The sequence below is a fragment of the Micromonospora sp. NPDC053740 genome (genome assembly GCF_040677775.1).
In the GTDB taxonomy this organism is placed as follows: Bacteria; Actinomycetota; Actinomycetes; order Mycobacteriales; family Micromonosporaceae; genus Micromonospora; species Micromonospora alfalfae.
In genome coordinates this window covers 253858-271900 of the sequence record NZ_JBFASO010000013.1, presented here as the reverse complement: position 1 = coordinate 271900, position 18043 = coordinate 253858, and the positions used below count along the sequence as shown (strand labels likewise).

Genomic DNA, 18043 nt, shown 5'->3' with positions numbered 1-18043 from the left:
TCCCCCTCGCGGCGCTGGCACCACCCCGCCCCGCCCGGAGCAGCTCGGGCTCCGGCGAAAACCCACGGCCGCAACCACGAAGAAAGCTCAGAGAACGAGACGAGCCTTCTGGAACGCCTCCGCCTCATCCTCGGTGCCGACCTTGCCGTACATGCCGACCATCAGCAGCACCAGGGCGGCCGCCATCACCACGACCACCGTGGTGATGCTGAAGTTGAAGAAGTTGGCATCGGTCCGGATGAACGCGAGACCGGCCAGGCTGACCACCATGAGGCCGTACGCCAGCCACTGGTTGATCGCCACGTCGATGTTGCGGCCGAGCGCGGTGCCGACCAGCACGATGATCCCGAGCAGCACGCTGAGCAGCGAGAAGCCGAGGTTGGTGCCCTGACCGAGGACCCGGGTGTCGTCCTGGGCGAGGATCTCGTTGCCGGTGCTCGCGATGATGCCGAGCACACCGAAGACGACCAGGTACAGACCGGTCAGCCCGCCGATCGCCCGGTAGATCGGCCGCGCGGGGTGGTTGACGGGGGTGTGTGCCATGTCTGTGTCTCCAACGCCGTGGGGTAGGTGTCGCCGACGATTGTCTCGCATGTGGTGGTGTGACGCCGCACACGGGGCCCGGGCCGGCGCGCCCGGCCGGTCAGCTCTCGGGCAGGTCCTCGGCGAGGGTCATCCAGCTCTCCTCGATCCGCTCCCGTTCGGCGCGCAGATCCTTGAGCTGGGTGTCCAACTCGGCGACCCGGGCGTAGTCGGTGGCGTCCGCCGCGAGCTGATCGAGCAGCGTGGTCTCGCGCTGGTCGAGCTTGCTGAGCTGCCGCTCCAGCCGGGTCAGCTCCTTGCGGGCCTGACGGACCTCGGCGGCGGACATACCGCCTCCCAAGGGGGCACCGGGCGCGGAGGTCGAGGTGACGCCCACCCGGGGCGAGCCGGCCCGCTCGGCGGTCCGTGCGAGGTATTCGTCCACGCCGCCGGGCAGGTGCACCAGCCGACCGTCGCCGAACATCCCGTACGCCGTGTCGGTGACCCGTTCGATCAGGTACCGGTCATGGCTGGCCACGATGATCGTGCCGGGCCACGAGTCGAGCAGGTCCTCCAGCGAGGCGAGGGTGTCGGTGTCCAGGTCGTTGGTGGGCTCGTCGAAGAGCAGCACGTTGGGCTCGCCGGCCAGCAGCCGCAGCATCTGCAACCGGCGGCGTTCCCCACCGGAGAGGTCACTGACCGGGGTCCAGAGGCGGCGGTCGTCGAAGCCGAACACCTCGGCGAGCTGCGCGGCGGAGACCTCCCGGTCGCCGAGCTGAACCCGGCGGGCGACCTCCTCGACCGCCTCCAGGACCCGCAGGTGCCCGGGCAGCTCGGTGAGCTCCTGGGAGAGGAACGCGGGCCGCACTGTGGAGCCGGTGCCGAGGCGGCCACCATCGGGGCGGGTGATGCCGGCGAGCATCCGCAGCAGCGTGGTCTTGCCGGCGCCGTTGGCGCCGAGGATGGCGATCCGGTCGCCGGGGCCGACCAGCCAGGTGACGTCGCGAAGGATCTCCTTCGGGCCGGCGTGCAGCTCGACGTTCTCCAGGTCGTACACCTGCTTGCCGAGCCGGGAGGTGGCCATGCGCTGCAACGACATGGTGTCGCGTGCCGGCGGCACGTCGGCGATCAACGCGTTGGCGGCGTCGATGCGGAACTGCGGCTTGGAGGTCCGGGCGGGCGGGCCACGGCGCAGCCAGGCGATCTCCTTGCGGAGCAGGTTCTGCCGGCGGGCCTCGGTGGCGGCGGCGACCCGCTCGCGCTCGGCGCGGGCGAGGGTCCAGGCGGCGAAGCCACCCTCGTAGGCGCGGACGGTCTGGTCGGCGACCTCCCAGGTGTTGGTGCAGACCGCGTCCAGGAACCACCGGTCGTGGGTGACCACGACCAGGGCGCCCTTGCGGCCGACCAGGTGCCGGGCCAGCCAGTCGACCCCGCCGACGTCCAGGTGGTTGGTGGGCTCGTCGAGGATGAGCAGGTCGGAGTCGCGCACGAGCAGCGCGGCGAGCGCCACCCGGCGGCGTTCGCCACCGGACATCGGGCCGACCGGCTGGTCGAGGCCGAGGTGCGGCATGCCGAGGCCGTCGAGGATGGCCCGCACACCGGAGTCACCGGCCCACTCGTGCTCGGCGCCCATGCCCTCGGCGAGCCAGGCGGTGCCGAGCACCACGTCCCGGACGGTGGCCTCGGGAGCGAGGGCGAGCTGCTGCGGCAGCCAGAGCACACGCAGGTCACGGCGGTGGGTCACCCGACCGTCGTCGGGGTCCTCCTGCTTGGTGAGCAGCCGCAGCAGGGTGGACTTGCCGGCGCCGTTGAGGCCGACCACGCCGATCCGGTCGGCGTCGTCCAGGCCGAGCGAGACGTCCGTGAGCAGCCGCCCGGCGGCGCCGTACCCCTTGGACACCCGGTCCAGATTGACGATGTTCGCCACGTTCCACCCTTCATGATCAAAGCGTCCGGGTGCCGGCGGGCACCTGGACGCCTGTCCCAAGGGTACGCGGAAGCCCCGAACGCCCGCGCCGCGCGCCAGCAGCTCCGGTGGAACGCCTCGTCAGCCGACGCGGGCGCCGGCTACCGGACCGTGCGCGACCCGCGCCTCCCGGCAGACGCCGGCGGCGGTCAACTCGGCGGCGATCCGCTCCGCGTCGGCCGCGTTGGCGGCGAGGAACACGCAGGTCGGGCCGGAGCCGGAGACGATGCCGGTGAGCGCGCCGGCCGCCTCGCCAGCCTTCAGGGTGTCGGCCAGCGCCGGGCGCATGGCCAGCGCGGCGTCCTGGAGGTCGTTGCCGAGCGTGCGGGCGAGCACCCGGGGGTCACGCTGGCGCAGCGCGCCCAGCAGGGCGTCGGTGCTGCCCAGCGGGGCGCCGGCGGCACCGGAGTCGCGGAGCCGATCCAGCTCCCGGTACGCGGTCGGGGTGGACAGGCCGCCGTCGGCGATCGCCACCACCCAGTGCCAGGAGGTGGGGCGGGCCAGCACGGGGCTGATCGCCTCACCCCGGCCGGTGCCCAGCGCGGTGCCACCGTAGATCAAGAACGGCACGTCGGAGCCGAGGTCGGCGGCGATGCCGGCCAGCTCGTCGCGGGACAGCCCGGTGCCCCAGAGCGCGTCGCAGGCCACCAGCGCGGCGGCAGCGTCGGCGCTGCCACCGGCCAAGCCACCGGCGAGCGGGATCTGCTTGCGCAGGTGCAGTCGGGCGTGCGGCAGCACCCCCGCGTACCCGGCGAGGGCGTGCGCGGCGCGGATCACCAGGTTGGTGTCGTCCAGGGCCAGCTCGCCGGTGCCCTCACCCTCCATGGTCAGGGCGAGGGTGTCGCCCCGGCGGGCCGTCAGCTCGTCGTAGATCGAGATGGCGTGGTAGATCGTGTTCAGCTCGTGGTAGCCGTCCCGGCGCAGCGGGCCCACCCCGAGGTGCAGGTTGACCTTCGCGGGCACCCGCACCCGCACCGGGCCGAGGGCCCCGCGTCGCTCGTCGTCGTCCGGTCGCCAGGCCTCGGTCACGGGGTGCTGTCCCGCAGGCGCAGGCGGATGTCGAACGGCTTGGCCACTTTCAGCTCCTCAGCGTCCTGGGCGGGCACGGCGTCAGCCTACTTCCCGGCCGGCGTACCGACCGGAGCCGACGCGGCGATGGCGGCGAACTGCTCGACTGTCAGTGACTCCCCACGGGCGCCGGGGTCGACGCCGGCGGCGGTGAGCGCCGCGGCTGCCCGGTCCGCGCCACCGGCCCAACCGGCCAACGCGGCGCGCAGCGTCTTGCGCCGCTGCGCGAACGCCGCGTCCACCACGGCGAAGACCCGCTCCCGCGGTACGTCGGTGCGGGGCGGCTCGTGGCAGGTGAAGGAGACCAGGCCGGAGTCGACGTTGGGCACCGGCCAGAACACGTTCGGTGGCACCTTGCCGGCGCCCCTTGCCTGGGCGTACCAGGCGAGCTTCACCGACGGAATGCCGTACACCTTGGAGCCGGGACCGGCGACGAGCCGGTCGGCGACCTCCTTCTGCACCATCACCAGGCCGTGTCGCAGGGTGGGCAGCACGGCGAGCAGGTGCAGCACCACTGGCACGGCGACGTTGTAGGGCAGGTTCGCCACCAACGCGGTCGGTGCCGGGTCGGCCAGTTCGGCGGCGGCGATGCGCAGCGCGTCCGCGCGGTGCACGGTCAGGCGGGCGGCGTCGGCCCCGGCGTGCCGCGCGGCGGTCTCCGGTAGCGCCCCGGCGAGCACCGGGTCGATCTCCACGGCGTGCACGTGCCCGGCGACCGGCAGCAGCCCCACTGTCAGCGAGCCGAGCCCGGGCCCCACCTCCAGGGCCACGTCGTCGGGGGTGAGGCCGGCGGCGGTCACGATCCGGCGCACTGTGTTCGGGTCGTGCACGAAGTTCTGGCCCAGCTTCTTGGTGGGCGCGACGCCCAGCCGGGCGGCGAGTTCCCGGATCTCCGCCGGGCCGAGGAGACCGGTCATGGCAGGCAGCGTAGCGACGGGGTCGGTGCCGACCGTCGGGCCGGGCTCACCACGGGCCGAAGGCCCGGTCGCCGGTGGCGGAGATGGCCGCGCACAGCTCGTCCAGGTCGCTGCCGGTGGTCGCGGCGAGCGCGCGGACGGTGAGCGGGATCAGGTACGACGCGTTCGGCCGGCCGCGGTACGGCATCGGAGTGAGGTACGGGGCGTCGGTCTCCACCAGCATCTGATCCACCGGGGTCAGCGCGGCAGCCGCACGCAGCGCCGTCGCGCTGCCGAAGGTGACAGTGCCGGCGAAGCTCAGCAGGTAGCCGCGCCGGACGCACTCGCTGGCGAAGTCGGCGTCGCCGGAGAAGCAGTGCAGCACCACCCGGTCGGGAGCGCCCTCGTCGTCGAGGATCCGCAGCACGTCGGCGTGCGCGTCGCGGTCGTGGATGACAAGCGTCTTGCCGTACCGCTTGGCGATGGCGATGTGTGCCCGGAAACTCTGCTCCTGGGCGGCACGCCCCTCGTCGCCGGTCCGGAAGAAGTCCATCCCGGTCTCGCCGATCGCCCGGACCCGGTCGCGGGCCGCGAGTGACTCGATCTCCCGCAACGCCTCGTCGAGGTCGCTGAGCCGGGGGGCCTCGTTCGGGTGCAGCGCCACAGTGGCCAGCACGGCGGGGTACTCATCGGCGGTGTCCGCGCCCCACCGGGAGGAGGCGACGTCCACGCCTACCTGGACCAGCCGGTCCACGCCGACCTTCGTGGCCAACGCGATCGCCACGGCAACCGGGTCGTCGGCCGGCCCGCCGCCGGGCACACCGGCCTCGCTGACCGTGATGTCCAGGTGGGTGTGGCTGTCCAGCACCGCCCGGGGCAACGGCTCGGGGGCGGGCGGAAACTCTCCGGCCCGCCGGGCGGCGCGCTCGCGGCGGGATTCAGTGGGCTCGCTCATCAGCGACAGCATCACACACCGGGCCTGTCCATCTGCCCGCCACCCGACGTTCACCCCGACTACGCCGCGCGACTCTACGGTCGCTCACGAGCGGACGCGACAGCGTGCGGACCCATCCCACCGAGCAGCGAGGCGACGGCATGAGCGTCACCCCCCAGGCCGGTGGCAGCGCCGGCGAACGGACCGGACTGCACGTGGCGTTCGGCGGCGGCGTGTACCCGGCCGAGGAGATCGCCCGGGGCGCCGCGTACGAGTTGTTCAGCGCCGACGAGGTGGCCGGCTTCGAGTGGGCACCCCGCCCGGGTAGCGCCCTGCCGTGGCACCGGTTCGTGCACGTCACCGAGGTGACCGCTGTGCACGGGGCCACCGAGCCGGCCGACGAGCCGGAGACGCCGCTGCTGATGCCCGCTCACCGCGAGCGGGGTTGGGCGTACCTGCACCAGCTCAGCCAGCAGCCGGCGGCAGCGGGCGACCCGATGCTGGCGGCGGCGCGCGCGTCGGCGGTGGTCCGGCGGGGCACCCGGATGGTGAAGGTGCTCTCGGCCCAGCAGCTCGCCGGCTACGTACGGGGTTGGCTGCCGCACGGCTTCTGCTACCGCGAGCACGATGTGGCGCACCTGCGTACGCCGGCGACGACGACGGTGCTGCGTACGGATGGTGACGTTGGCCGGGACGGCCCGGACGTGGCGTACGCGCTGCGCTGGCGCGCGTCCGACCCGGGCGACTACGACGTGCCGGTGGGCTCGGCACACCGCGGCCTGACCGCGCTGGCCTCCCGGGACCGGCTCGGCGCCCCGGTGCTCGGCACCGGCTTCGTGCCCAGCAACGGTCAGCTCATCCCGGAGTTCATCACCCGGGACTTCGCCGACCTGCCGATGCCGGCGAACGCCGCCCTCATCGCCTACCCGGCGGACGGGGTGGAGGTGGTGCTGTACACCTACCAGGCCGAGCAGCGCGGGTGGCTGCGGATGGTGGGCCCGCAGTGGCGGCACCTGCTGGCCGCGGTGCCGGACCTCTCCCCGGACCAGGAGTACGTGCCGAACGCCGACGCTCCCCGCTCCACCCAGTTGGTCGGCATGTACGGCGACAGCGAGTACGAGGCCGTCGCCGACCTGCCCGGTGGGTTCCGGGTGCTGGCGATGACCCGGGCGGCCCGTTACCCGGTGGACGCGGTGGCCCGCCGGCTCCGGTTCGCCCAGTGGCGGGGGGTGCCGTGCCTGGTGCTCCGGGAGGAGGCCGGCTGGCTGCGGGTGCGCCTGCGCTACCCGAACCCGGACACCGTGGTGACGACCGGCGCGCAGTGTCAGGAACGCGGCGTCTACGAGGCCTGGGCGCCGGGCGCCGAGGTGACCGACGACCAGGTGATGGACACCCGGTACGCGATGTGAGCGCTCCCCCTCCCGGGTTGGGAGAGCGAGCCGTTCGGCGTGGAAACGGGACACCGCGACACGTCGATGATCATTAGGGTCGGAGCCTCCGGCGTGCTGCGCGCCGGCGTCTTTCCGGAGGTTTCCCATAGTGTTTCGTCGAAGGCTGTCAGCAGCCACGGTGGCGGTGACCGTTGCCGTCGGCGCGCTCGTCGCGCCCAGTCCCGCGCTCGCCTACACCAACACCCAGATCCCGGCGTCGAGCTGGGCCTACACCGATTCCGCCACACCCACCCGGGCCACCGTCAACGCCCAGACCGACGCCCCCGTCGGGCGCTGGCTGGACGCCGAGGAGAACGCCCACACCTCCCGCTTCTACTTCTCCATCAGCCTGGCCGAGCTGGCCGGTAGGCAGTTGTCCGACGCGGACCTGATCGTGCGGGAGAAGAAGGTCACCGACTGCGGCGCGGCGGCCTCGGTCGAGTTGTGGCGTACCGCCGGGTTCGCCAACATCAACTCCTGGAAGAAGCCTCCGGTCGAGCGGGAGAAGCTCGGCACGATGAGCGCCGGCGCCGGCGCCGAGTGCCCCGGTTCGCTCGTCCAGGACCTCACCAGCACCGTCCGGGCCGCTCTCGCGCGGGGGGAGACGCGGCTACACCTGGAGCTTCGGCTGAATGCGGAGGCCGAGCGGGACGCCCGTCAGGGCCGCTGGCTGTACTACCGACCCACGCTCAGCGTGCAGCACAACGGACTGCCCACGATCGGCGGCCTCTCCCTCTACCCGAGCAAGGGCTGCGGTGACGCCACCCACCCGGTCACCGTCGGGGGCGGTTGGATCACGTTCTCGGCAAAGGCCAGTGATCCGGACCCCAACGACTGGGCCGACGTCTACTTCGCGGCCTGGCCGGTGGACCACCCGGACCAGCGCCGCGAGCGGGGTGGCAGCAGCTACGGCGGTGGCCAGGAGCACCGGACCGAGTGGGAGATGTCGAGCTATCCGCACGGCACCGTCCTGGCCTGGACGGCGCGAGCGACGGACGGGGACGGCGACTCCGGGTGGGCTCCCCTCTGCTATGTGCGGGTGGACGGGCAGGCCCCCGCCGAGGCTCCGCAGGTGAGCTCCGCTGAATACCCGGCCAACGGTGCTCCGGGTTCGGGAGGCGTCGGCGTGCCGGGCACGTTCCGCTTCGACGCAAGTGGCGACACCGACGTGACCCGCTACCGCTACGACGACCCCAACAGTGGAACGATCGTCGTGGTGAACGCACCGGCACCGGGCGCTGCCGCAACCTTCACCTGGACGCCGGAGCGAAGCGGACCGGTGACCATGCGGGTGTGGTCGCTGGACGCCGTGGGCAATGCCTCCCCGCCCCGCGAGTACGAGTTCTGGGTCCGGAACACCGAGCCCAGCGTGCAGGTCGACGTGGCCGGCACCCACCTGCCCAGCACGCTCACCATGCGCTCTCCCGTCGCCGAGGTGACCTCCTTCGGCTACCGGTTCGACGACGGTGAGGAGGTACGGGTGTTGGCGGCGGAAGCCGCGGCGACGGCAACTGTCACCTTCACCGAACCCCGCCTGTACCAGCTGGTGGTCTCGGCCTACGTAGGTGACAAGCTCTCCGGCTCACGGCACCAGTCGGTGTCCGTCAACGACGCGCCGAGGATCGAGTCGACAGACTTCGCCTGGGATCACAGCGGCGTCGTCGACGTGCAGGGAACGTTCACGTTCCGACCCCGCACCACCGACGTGGTGGCCTACCGCTACTCGTTCGGTTACGACGAGGAGTCGCGGATTGTCGCGGCGGCGGACGGGACGGCGTCGTTGGCGTGGACCCCGCAGGCGCCCAACTACTACCAGCTCAACGTTCGTTCGGAGCGGGCCGACGGAACGATCTCGCAGAACACCCGGTACGAATTCTCGGTCGTCGACAACAAGCCCACCGTCTACTCCTCGGATGTCGACGGATCGCCGCGTCGGGACGGCCTCGGATTGCCGATGTCGTTCCAGTTCAGCACGTCGATGCCCGACGTGGCGGAGTTCGTCTACCAGTTCGACGGCGAGGCCGAGCAGACGGTGCCGGCGGAGTACGGAACGGCCCGCCTGACCTGGACCCCCGATCGAGCCGGCAACCGCCAGGTGACGGTCCGCTCCCGGTACACCTCCGGCGAGCTGTCTCCCCCGGCGGTGTGGCCGTTCGCGGTCTGGACCGGGCCGGTCGTCCGGTCGGCCGCGTACGACTCGGGCAGCTCGGACGGGCGGGTGGGCAAGGAGGCCACGTTCACCTTCCAGCCGGCCCTGCCCGGTGTGCAGCGGTACACCTACCGGCTCAACTGGGGTCAGGAACGAAGCGTCGACGCTGGCGCCGACGGAACGGCCAGCGTGACGTACACCCCGAGCGAATCCGGCTACCAGACGATCGAGGTCACCAGCCACGGCGTGGACGGCACCAGGTCGCAGACCCGGACGTACGAGTTCGTGGTGAAGAGCGACCGGGTGGGCGTGGCCGGCTACTACAGCGACTGGAGCGTCACCGGTGGCATCGGTGTGCCGGGTTCGATGACCTTCTGGACCGAGCTGTACCCGGACGTCGCCGAGTACCGGTACCGACTCAACGACGGCCCCGAGCAGACTGTGGTCGCAGACCCGGACGGCACCGGCACGGGTTTCCTCCTCACCCCGGACCGGAACGGCGTGAACACCCTGTCGGTCCGTCAGCTGCTGCGCAGCGGGGAGATGTCCCCGGCGACCGAATACCGCTTCCGGGTTGGCACCGCACCGCTGGTCACCTCGGCGGAGTACCCGGCCGGGCAGTGGAGCGGCGGCGCCGGTCAGGCCGGCCTGTTCACCTTCAGCGGGGGCACCGCAGGCATTGTCGAGTTCGAGTACCAGGTCGGTGAGGATGACGCTCGGGTCGTCCCGGCCGTCGACGGCACGGCGACTGTCAGCTGGACTCCGCCTTACTGGACCAGCTACACGATGACAGTGCGGGGCCGACTGGCCAACGGCACGTGGACGGAGAGTTCGTCCTACAACATCCTCGTACAGCCGTAAGGCGGCCCACCCGTACGAACCGCGGCCCCGGGGTTTCCCCGGGGCCGCGGTTCGTACGTGGGCAGGGTGCTCAGTCGGCCAGCCGGGCCAGTTCCTCGTCGACGATCGACGGGTCGAGCTTGCGGAACACCGGCTTCGGCGCGGCCAGCGGGCGACCCGCCTCGATCGACACCGACTCCCAGCGCGCGCCGACTGTGTAGTCCCCGGTGAGCACCGGGTACGCCGGGCCGCCGTCCAGGTCGTCGACCTGCTCGATCACCGGCATCGGCGCGTGCACGCCGGTGCCCCCGAGCAGCTCGTGCACCTGCTGCGCGGAGTGCGGCAGGAACGGGGTGAGCAGCGTGTTGGCATCGCTGATCACCTGAAGGGCGACGTGCAGGATGGTGCCCATCCGGGGCTTGTCCGCCTCGTCCTTGAGCTTCCAGGGCGCCTGCTCGGAGAGGTACCTGTTGGCCTCGGCGACCACCTTCATGGCCTCACCGATCGCCTGCTTCTGCCGGTGCCGGCCGATCAGGTCGCCGACTGTGGTGAACCCGGTCCGGGCGACGGCGAGCAGCGCCTCGTCGGCCTCGGTGAGCCCGGCCGGGTCGACCGGCGGGATCGCCCCGAAGTTCTTCGCGGCCATCGAGACGCACCGGTTGACCAGGTTGCCCCAACCGGCGACCAACTCGTCGTTGTTGCGGCGCAGGAACTCCGCCCAGGTGAAGTCGGTGTCGTTGCTCTCCGGGCCGGCGGCGGCGATGAAGTAGCGCAGCGCGTCGGCGTCGTAGCGCTCCAGGAAGTCGCGAACGTAGATGACCACCTTGCGGGACGAGGAGAACTTGCGCCCCTCCATGGTCAGGTACTCGCTCGAGACCACCTCGGTGGGCAGGTTGAGCCGACCCAGTTCGCCCGGCTCACCGTCGCGGGAGCCCTCGCCGGAGTAGCCGGAGAGCAGCGCCGGCCAGATCACCGAGTGGAAGACGATGTTGTCCTTGCCCATGAAGTAGTAGGACTGGGCGTCCTTCCCCGCGCCGTCGGCGGACCAGTACCTGCGCCACGCGTCCGGGTCGCCGGAGCGACGGGCCCATTCGATCGAGGCGGACAGGTAGCCGATCACGGCGTCGAACCACACGTAGATCCGCTTGTCCGACCGGTCGCGCCAGCCGTCGAGCGGGATCGGTACGCCCCACTCCAGGTCACGGGTGATCGCCCGGGGCTGGAGGTCGTCGAGCAGGTTGCGGGAGAACCGCAGCACGTTGGGCCGCCACCCCTCGCGGGTGTCCAGCCACTGCCGCAGCACCTCGGCCAGGGCCGGCAGGTCCAGGAAGAAGTGCTCGGTCTCGACGAACTTCGGAGTCTCTCCGTTGATCCGCGACTTGGGGTTGATCAGGTCGATCGGGTCGAGTTGGTTGCCGCAGTTGTCGCACTGGTCGCCGCGGGCGCTGTCGTACCCGCAGATCGGGCAGGTGCCCTCGATGTAACGGTCGGGCAGGGTGCGCCCGGTGGACGGGGAGATCGCGCCCATGGTGGTCTTCGGCACGATGTAGCCGTTGCGGTACATCCCCTCGAACAACTCCTGCACCACCGCGTAGTGGTTGCGGGTGGTGGTGCGGGTGAACAGGTCGTAGGAGAGACCGAGGCCGTGCAGGTCCTCGACGATCACCCTGTTGTACCGGTCGGCCAACTCGCGCGGGGTCACCCCGTCGGCGTCGGCCTGCACCTGGATCGGGGTGCCGTGCTCGTCGGTGCCGGAGACCATGAGCACGTCGTGGCCGGCCATCCGCATGTACCGGGCGAAGACGTCGGAGGGAACGCCGAAACCGGAGACGTGGCCGATGTGGCGGGGGCCGTTGGCGTACGGCCAGGCCACTGCCGCGAGAACGTGACTCATGAGCAGTGAGCCTAGTGACCCGTCCGGGGCCTTCGCGAACCAATGGGGGGTGCCCGACCGTCGGACCGGGCCGACCACCTCGCCCGTTGGTCCGATTTGTCGTCGACACGCGGCTCACCTGCCGGTTTCACCTCCTGGCGCGGTGTGCAATGAACGTCGTGACGGGCAGAGGAGCGGCGCGGGACCACGAGGACCGTCCCACCGGGTCGGCGGTCGGCGACGACCCGGGGCCTGAGCCTGCCGCGTCACGGCTCGCCGGGGTCGCGCCGCAGCCCCGGGTCGTGCCCAGCGCCGACCCGGGTTCGCAGCGGCCCACCCCGGCGGGGAGGTCCGCTGCCCCGGCCCGCCCCGCGCCGGCGGCGCCGTCACCCACACCGACTCGTCCGACCCCGGGGGCACCCGCTCCCAGCCCGGTCCGGCCCGGCTCGTCGGGCCCGCCGGCCGGCGCGGCACCGGTCGGCGCGGAGCCCGTCGAGGTGGAGCCGACCACCGGCGCTCCGGTGGACGCGGTGCCACGTCGGGTGCCGGTCCGGCAGCAGGGTCGCCGACAGCGCGACAATGGGCCCGACGGCGACCCGCCGGACGACGGCGGCGCTTTCTGGGCGCCGATCGAGCAGGTGCACTGGGACGGCACCCCGGTCCGCAAGGACCCGGCACCGGCGCGGCTTCGCGGCTTCCGGCTGGCGCTGCGCCGGGCACCCAGCCGCACGCCCCCACCGCCGGATCCGCTGCCCGGGCTCGCCGCGCTGGTGGTGCTGAGCCTGGTCGCGGCCTTTTTCGCCTGGGTCAGCGCCGGCCCGTTCTGGCTCGCGGTCGGGCACGCCCGGACTGGCACCGTGGTGATCGACGACTGCTCCGGCGGCGGGCTCACCCTGCGGTGCCGGGGGATCTTCACTGCCGAGGACGGGCGGTTCATCGCCCATGGTGTCCGGGTCAGCGGCGTGCCAGTCGAGGGGAGCACGGCCGGCACCGCGCTGCCGGCGCGGATGACCGGCCCGGACAGCGGCACCGCGTACGCGGATGTCGGTGTGGGCCGGCACCTGCGGTGGCTGCCCGGTCTGTTGGTGGTGCTGGCCTGCGCCGCCGGCATCGTTCGATGGACCGGGTCGGCCCGGCTGCCCGGTCGCCGGCACCGCCGCTGGGCAGTGGCCGCCGCCATCGCCGGCCCCACGCTGATCACAGTCGGCTTCCTGGCCGCCGCGTGGTGAACCCGCCGTCCGGCGGACCCTGCCACAGCGGTCAGCTGTGCACGATCGTGTAGACGTCCCGGCGGCGCAGCGCGTACTCGGTGGCGACGTCGGTGATGGCGTCCCGGCGGGACCGGCCGGCGGCCTCCCGCTCGGCGACGGCGGCGCGCAGGGTGTCGTCGTCGGGGCGTTCGGCAGCGGTCAGCGGAGCGCCGGCCACCACAAGGGTGATCTCTCCGCGCGGGTCCCCCTCGGTGGCCCACCGGGCCAGCTCGCCGAGGGGGCGACGGAGCACCTCCTCGTAGGTCTTCGTGAGTTCACGGCAGAGCGCGGCCGGCCGGTCCGCCCCGAACGTGTCGGCCAGGTCGGTGAGCGTCGCTCCGATCCGGTGCGGGGCCTCGAAGAAGACCAGGGTGCGCTCCTCGGCGGCGAGGGCGCGCAGCCGGGATCGGCGGCCGCCGGGGGTACGGGGCAGGAAGCCCTCGAAGCAGAACCGGTCGCAGGGCAGCCCGGAGACGGCCAGCGCGGTGGTGACAGCGCTGGGCCCGGGGGCGACGGTGACCGGCGCCCCGACATCCAACGTGGCACGGACCAGTCGGTAGCCGGGGTCGGAGACGCTGGGCATCCCACCGTCGGTGACGAGCGCCACCACGTATCCGCCGAGGATGGCCTCGACCAGCTCGGGGGTGCGCCGCTCCTCGTTGCCCTCGAAGTAGGAGACGATTCGACCGCCGACGGTGAGGTCGAGGTCACGGGCCAGCCGGGTGAGCCGGCGGGTGTCCTCGGCGGCGACCACGTCGGCGCTGATCAGCACCTCCCGGAGTCGGGCCGAGGCGTCGGCGGGGTTGCCGAGCGGGGCACCGAGCAGGATCAGGCGCCCAACTTCGGACATTTCACCCACGAATTCGTCTCCTTCATTGCTGGGAATACCGGTATCAGGGACGACGGACGCCACCGGACACCTTGGCAGCCTACGATCGCCGGGTGACGAGTGCGTCGACAGCGCAGAGCCCGAGCGCCGATCCGGACAAGATGATCCAGGCGACGGGCGAGCCCGGTGCCAACCAGGAGCCGACGGCACCGGGTGCCGAGGGCGGCGGGGTGGCCGCGACGGTCCGGCGACGGTTCGCCACCGTCGACACCCAGGTGGATCGGTTCTCCTGGCTGGCCACGGCAGTGGTGGTGGCCATCGCGGCGATAGTGCGCTTCGTCGGGCTGTCCAGCCCGAAGGGCAAGATCTTCGACGAGACGTACTACGCCAAGGACGCCTACGGGCTGATCTCCCGCGGCGTGGAGTGGAACTACAAGGACAACGTCCCGTCGTACGTGGTGCACCCGCCGCTGGGCAAGTGGTTGATCGGCATCGGCGAGTGGGCGTTCGGCTATCAGGACGCCGATTCGAAGGTCTCCGTCCCAGGGCACCTGATGACCACCGCGCCGGAGTTCGGCTGGCGATTCTCGGCGGCGGTGATCGGCACGCTGTCGGTGCTGCTGCTGGTCCGCATCGGCCGGCGGATGTTCCGCTCGACGGTGCTCGGCTGCGCTGCCGGCCTGCTGCTCGCCCTGGACGGCTTCCACCTGGTGCTGTCCCGCGCGGCCCTGCTCGACATCTTCCTGCTCTTCTTCGTACTGGCGGCGTTCGGCGCGCTGGTGCTCGATCGGGACGCCCGCCGTCGACGCTGGGCTCGGGCCCTGGACGACGGGCTCGATCCGAGCCAGCCGGGCCGGGCCGGCCGCCCGCCGACCGGTTGGCGCACCTGGCCGTGGTGGCGGCTGGCGGCCGGGGTGCTGATCGGCTGCGCCTGTGCGGTGAAGTGGAGCGCCCTGTACTTCGTGCCTGCCTTCGCGCTGCTGGTGCTCTTCTGGGAGGTCGGCGTCCGCCGCTCGGCCGGCGTCCGCAGGCCCTGGCGGGACACGCTCGTCGACGAGCTGCCCTGGCTGGTGTTCGCCGGCGTACTCGTGGTGGGCACCTACCTCGCCACCTGGTCCGGCTGGCTGTTCACCGACGACGGTTACTACCGGCTCGCGTCGGCCTACCCGGGCTCCCGGCTCAGCGACCGCCCGGTGATCGGTCCGCTGATCAACCTCTTCGAATACCACCGCGCGGCGTACGGGTTCCACGCCCAGCTTGACGACGCGCACAAGTACCAGTCGTGGCCGTGGCAGTGGCTGCTGTTGGGCCGTCCGGTGGCGTTCCACTACGCCGGCGACGGCGTCTGCGGCGCGGCGAGCTGCGCCTCGGAGATTCTGCTGCTCGGCACCCCGCTGCTCTGGTGGTCGTTCCTGCCCGCTCTGGTGGCGCTGGTCTGGCTTGGTGTGGCCCGTCGGGACTGGCGGGCCGGCGCGATCCTGCTCACCGTGGCCGCCGGGCTGCTGCCGTGGTTCTGGTTCGCCCTCGACGGCCGGACGATGTTCTCGTTCTACGCCGCGCCGGCGGTGCCGTTCCTGGTGCTGGCCGTGGTGTACGTGCTGGGCGCGATGATCGCCCCCGCCGGGGGTGACGTGGGTGCGGTGGCGCCGCTGGTGCCCGGTGACCCGAGTTATGAGCGTCGACTGGTGGGCAGCATCGCGGCGGGGGCGTACGTGCTGCTGGTGGCGCTCTGCTTTGCGTACTTCTATCCGATCTTCGTGGGTCGGGTGATTCCGTACTCGGACTGGCTGTCCCGGATGTGGCTCGACGGTCGGTGGATATAAGCATCGACAGGCGACGCGCCGCACAGCGCGACGGAAGAAGGGCCCGCACGCCGAAGCGTGCGGGCCCTTCTTGACAAAGACGCGCGCCCCGATCGCCTGCCACGGGGGAAGCGGGCGATTGGGGCGCGCAAGAAGAGCTTAACCACCGCGCACCACCGGCACAACGGGTCGACTTGGGTCAGATTTCCGACGGATGCTGGCCGAACCGACACCTTCCCTCGTGCAGTTGACCGAGGGTGACCCGGCGTGGACCCTGAGCGCGGGCGCGGCCGGTCAGAGGCGATCCTCGGCTCAGCCGCAGTCGCCGGTTCCGCATGCCTCCACCCAAACGATCATCCAAAGTGGATCTCACTACACTGCGGGTCGTGATCAACTTCAGACGATCGACGGCGGTCCTTCTCGGACTGTTGGCGACCACCGCGCTGACCGGGCCGGCGCAGGCCGACGAGGAGCCGGTGCCCGAGCCGCCCCGGGTCGAGCTGGTGCTCGACGTCAGCGGGTCGATGCGCGCCGCCGACATCGACGGACGCACCCGGATCTCGGTCGCCCAGCAGGCCTTCAACGAGGTGGTCGACGCGCTACCCGAGGAGACACAGCTCGGCATCCGGGTGCTCGGCGCGACCTACCGCGGCAAGGACAAGAAGGTCGGTTGCCAGGACACCCAGCAGATCGTGCCGGTCGGGCCGGTGGACCGGTCCGCCGCCAAGGCGGCGGTGGCGACACTTCGGCCGACCGGGTTCACTCCGGTCGGGCTGGCGCTGCGCTCCGCCGCGCAGGACCTGGGCACCGGGGCCACCACCCGACGGATCGTCCTGATCACCGACGGCGAGGACACCTGTGCTCCGCCGGACCCGTGCGAGGTGGCCCGGGAACTGGCCGCCCAGGGCACCAGCCTGGTCGTCGACACCCTCGGCCTGGCCCCCGACGACAAGGTTCGCCGGCAACTGCTCTGCATCGCCAGCGCGACCGGCGGGACCTACACCGCCGCGCAGAGCGCCGAGGAGCTGACCGACCGGATCAAACAGCTCGTCGAGCGGGCCGGAGACACGCACACCCGGGCCCCCACAGTGGTCGGCGGCACCAGCGCGTGCGACTCGGCGCCACTGCTCGCCCCCGGCGTCTACGCCGACCGGGAGGCGTTCTCCGAGCATCGCTACTACCGGGTGCCGGTCCGCCCCGGGCAGGAACTGCGGGCTTCGGTGAGCATGGCGCTGGACCGGGCCGTCAACCGGGACTACGGGGTGCTGCTGCGGGCCACCGCGGCCGACGGCCGGGAACTCGTCCGCGGCGCTGACGCCGGCAGCGGGCGGGCCGACGTGCTCTCCGCCGGGCTGCGCTGGTCGGCCACCGCCGACGACGAGGATGCCGCCGAGACCGAGCAGAGCTCCGCGCCGGTCATCGAACCCACCACCGTCTGCCTGGTGGTCAGCAACTCGTTCGCCCCGCGTCCCGGCACCGCGGCCACCCCGGGCATGCCGGTGGAGTTGACGATCGACGTGGTCGCCGCCGCACCCGCACCGGACGGACCGGACCTCGGCCGGGGCTGGGTGCTGCTCGCGCTGCTCACCATCGCCGGTCTGCTCACCGGTCTGCTCGCCGGTCTGCTCACCCGCTGGTGGGTAGCCACCTGGAGGGAGAACTGATGCGTACCGCACTGTTCCGGTCGATGGTGGCGCTGCTCGCCGCCGGCGCGGCCGCTCTACTTCCCACCGCGGCCACCGCCGCACCGACCCCCTCCCCGGGTGCCACGCCGGTGAACCGTGCCGGCACATCGTTCCTCACCGCCACCCCGATCACCGCCGGCCAACCGGTACGGGTGGACGCCTCGATCGGCGACCACCTCTACTGGTCGTTCCCGGCGACGGCCGGCCAGGTGCACGAGATCACCGCCACCGTCACCTTCCCGAAGGGACGCAGCGGCGCCTCCACCTGGACGGTGGACATCTTCGACGGGTTGCGCCGACGCCAGGCGTGCACGGCGGGGGCCCAGACCCCGACAGTGGACGCGAAGGCATCGAACGTGGTGCTGGGTTGCACGCTGCGCGAGGTGCGGTCGTGGGCGGAGCCCTGGTCGGCCGACCCACTGCCCGGCACGTACGTCGTCCGGCTCTCGGTGATCGAGCTGCCGGAGCCGGACCTTGGTGCGCCGATCGACGTCGACCTGCTGGTGGGCACCATCGCCGACCGGGGCGCCTCGGCCGACGACGGCGAGTTGGCCGCCCCGCTGGTGCCGAACACCAAGGCCGGAACGGTGCTCAACGCCGTACCCCCGGTGGAGGCGGAGGCCGACGACGAGAGCGGCTCGCTGGCGGACTGGTTGCCGGACCTCGGCTCGCGCTGGGTCTGGACCGGCATCGGCGGCGTGCTCGCCGCGGTGGCCGGCGTGTTCGGCTTCGCGGTGACCCGACGGCCTCGACGTCGCTGAAACGCCACCTCTGGTGGCCCCGCCGCCGGGCGGGGCCA

At 72.1% G+C, this 18043-nt stretch carries 13 protein-coding genes; 6 read left to right on the top strand and 7 right to left on the bottom strand.

Annotation, left to right across the window (positions count from 1 at the left end; genetic code table 11):
- Positions 1–87: 87 nt before the first annotated feature.
- The 5 genes from AB0K35_RS30170 to AB0K35_RS30150 form a co-directional block, all read right to left on the bottom strand.
- A complete protein-coding gene (locus tag AB0K35_RS30170) occupies positions 88–543 on the bottom strand; it encodes a DUF4383 domain-containing protein (RefSeq protein ID WP_238671166.1) in 456 nt (151 codons plus the stop codon).
- A gap of 100 nt (positions 544–643) precedes the next feature.
- Complete coding sequence (locus AB0K35_RS30165) at positions 644–2449, bottom strand: ABC-F family ATP-binding cassette domain-containing protein (RefSeq protein WP_363889722.1); 1806 nt, start codon at positions 2447–2449, stop codon at positions 644–646.
- Between the two features lie 120 nt (positions 2450–2569).
- On the bottom strand, positions 2570–3517 hold the full coding sequence (locus AB0K35_RS30160; protein ID WP_357364658.1) for a 4-(cytidine 5'-diphospho)-2-C-methyl-D-erythritol kinase: 948 nt from the start codon (positions 3515–3517) through the stop codon (positions 2570–2572).
- Positions 3518–3603: 86 nt separating this feature from the next.
- Positions 3604–4473, bottom strand: coding sequence for a 16S rRNA (adenine(1518)-N(6)/adenine(1519)-N(6))-dimethyltransferase RsmA (gene rsmA / locus AB0K35_RS30155; protein WP_357266467.1), 870 nt, complete (start codon positions 4471–4473; stop codon positions 3604–3606).
- Between the two features lie 46 nt (positions 4474–4519).
- A complete protein-coding gene (locus tag AB0K35_RS30150) occupies positions 4520–5419 on the bottom strand; it encodes a TatD family hydrolase (RefSeq protein WP_363889719.1) in 900 nt (299 codons plus the stop codon).
- Positions 5420–5547: 128 nt separating this feature from the next.
- Here AB0K35_RS30150 and AB0K35_RS30145 point away from each other — a divergent pair, with 128 nt between their 5' ends.
- A complete protein-coding gene (locus AB0K35_RS30145; RefSeq protein WP_363889717.1) occupies positions 5548–6795 on the top strand; it encodes a hypothetical protein in 1248 nt (415 codons plus the stop codon).
- A 160-nt stretch (positions 6796–6955) separates the two neighbouring features.
- Positions 6956–9826, top strand: a complete 2871-nt coding sequence (locus AB0K35_RS30140) for a hypothetical protein (protein ID WP_363889714.1) — start codon at positions 6956–6958, stop codon at positions 9824–9826.
- A gap of 70 nt (positions 9827–9896) precedes the next feature.
- Here AB0K35_RS30140 and metG read toward each other — a convergent pair whose 3' ends face one another.
- Positions 9897–11699, bottom strand: a complete 1803-nt coding sequence (metG, locus tag AB0K35_RS30135) for a methionine--tRNA ligase (protein ID WP_357364650.1) — start codon at positions 11697–11699, stop codon at positions 9897–9899.
- Positions 11700–11848: 149 nt separating this feature from the next.
- On the opposite strand from metG, the gene AB0K35_RS30130 reads away from it, so the two are divergent.
- Positions 11849–12907 (top strand): hypothetical protein, encoded by a 1059-nt coding sequence (locus AB0K35_RS30130; RefSeq protein WP_363889711.1) that lies wholly within the window; start codon positions 11849–11851, stop codon positions 12905–12907.
- A gap of 31 nt (positions 12908–12938) precedes the next feature.
- Here AB0K35_RS30130 and rsmI read toward each other — a convergent pair whose 3' ends face one another.
- Positions 12939–13787 (bottom strand): 16S rRNA (cytidine(1402)-2'-O)-methyltransferase, encoded by an 849-nt coding sequence (gene rsmI / locus AB0K35_RS30125; protein WP_238671175.1) that lies wholly within the window; start codon positions 13785–13787, stop codon positions 12939–12941.
- Between the two features lie 83 nt (positions 13788–13870).
- Here rsmI and AB0K35_RS30120 point away from each other — a divergent pair, with 83 nt between their 5' ends.
- The 3 genes from AB0K35_RS30120 (at position 13871) to AB0K35_RS30110 (ending at position 18005) form a co-directional block, all read left to right on the top strand.
- The gene (locus tag AB0K35_RS30120) at positions 13871–15580 is read left to right on the top strand and encodes a phospholipid carrier-dependent glycosyltransferase (RefSeq protein ID WP_363889707.1); all 1710 of its coding nucleotides are present in this window, start codon (positions 13871–13873) and stop codon (positions 15578–15580) included.
- A gap of 365 nt (positions 15581–15945) precedes the next feature.
- Entirely contained in the window at positions 15946–17223 is a 1278-nt protein-coding gene (locus AB0K35_RS30115) for a VWA domain-containing protein (RefSeq protein ID WP_357266484.1), read from the top strand.
- Complete coding sequence (locus AB0K35_RS30110) at positions 17223–18005, top strand: peptidase (protein WP_363889704.1); 783 nt, start codon at positions 17223–17225, stop codon at positions 18003–18005. The genes AB0K35_RS30115 and AB0K35_RS30110 overlap by 1 nt, the downstream gene beginning before the upstream one ends.
- Positions 18006–18043: the final 38 nt, after the last annotated feature.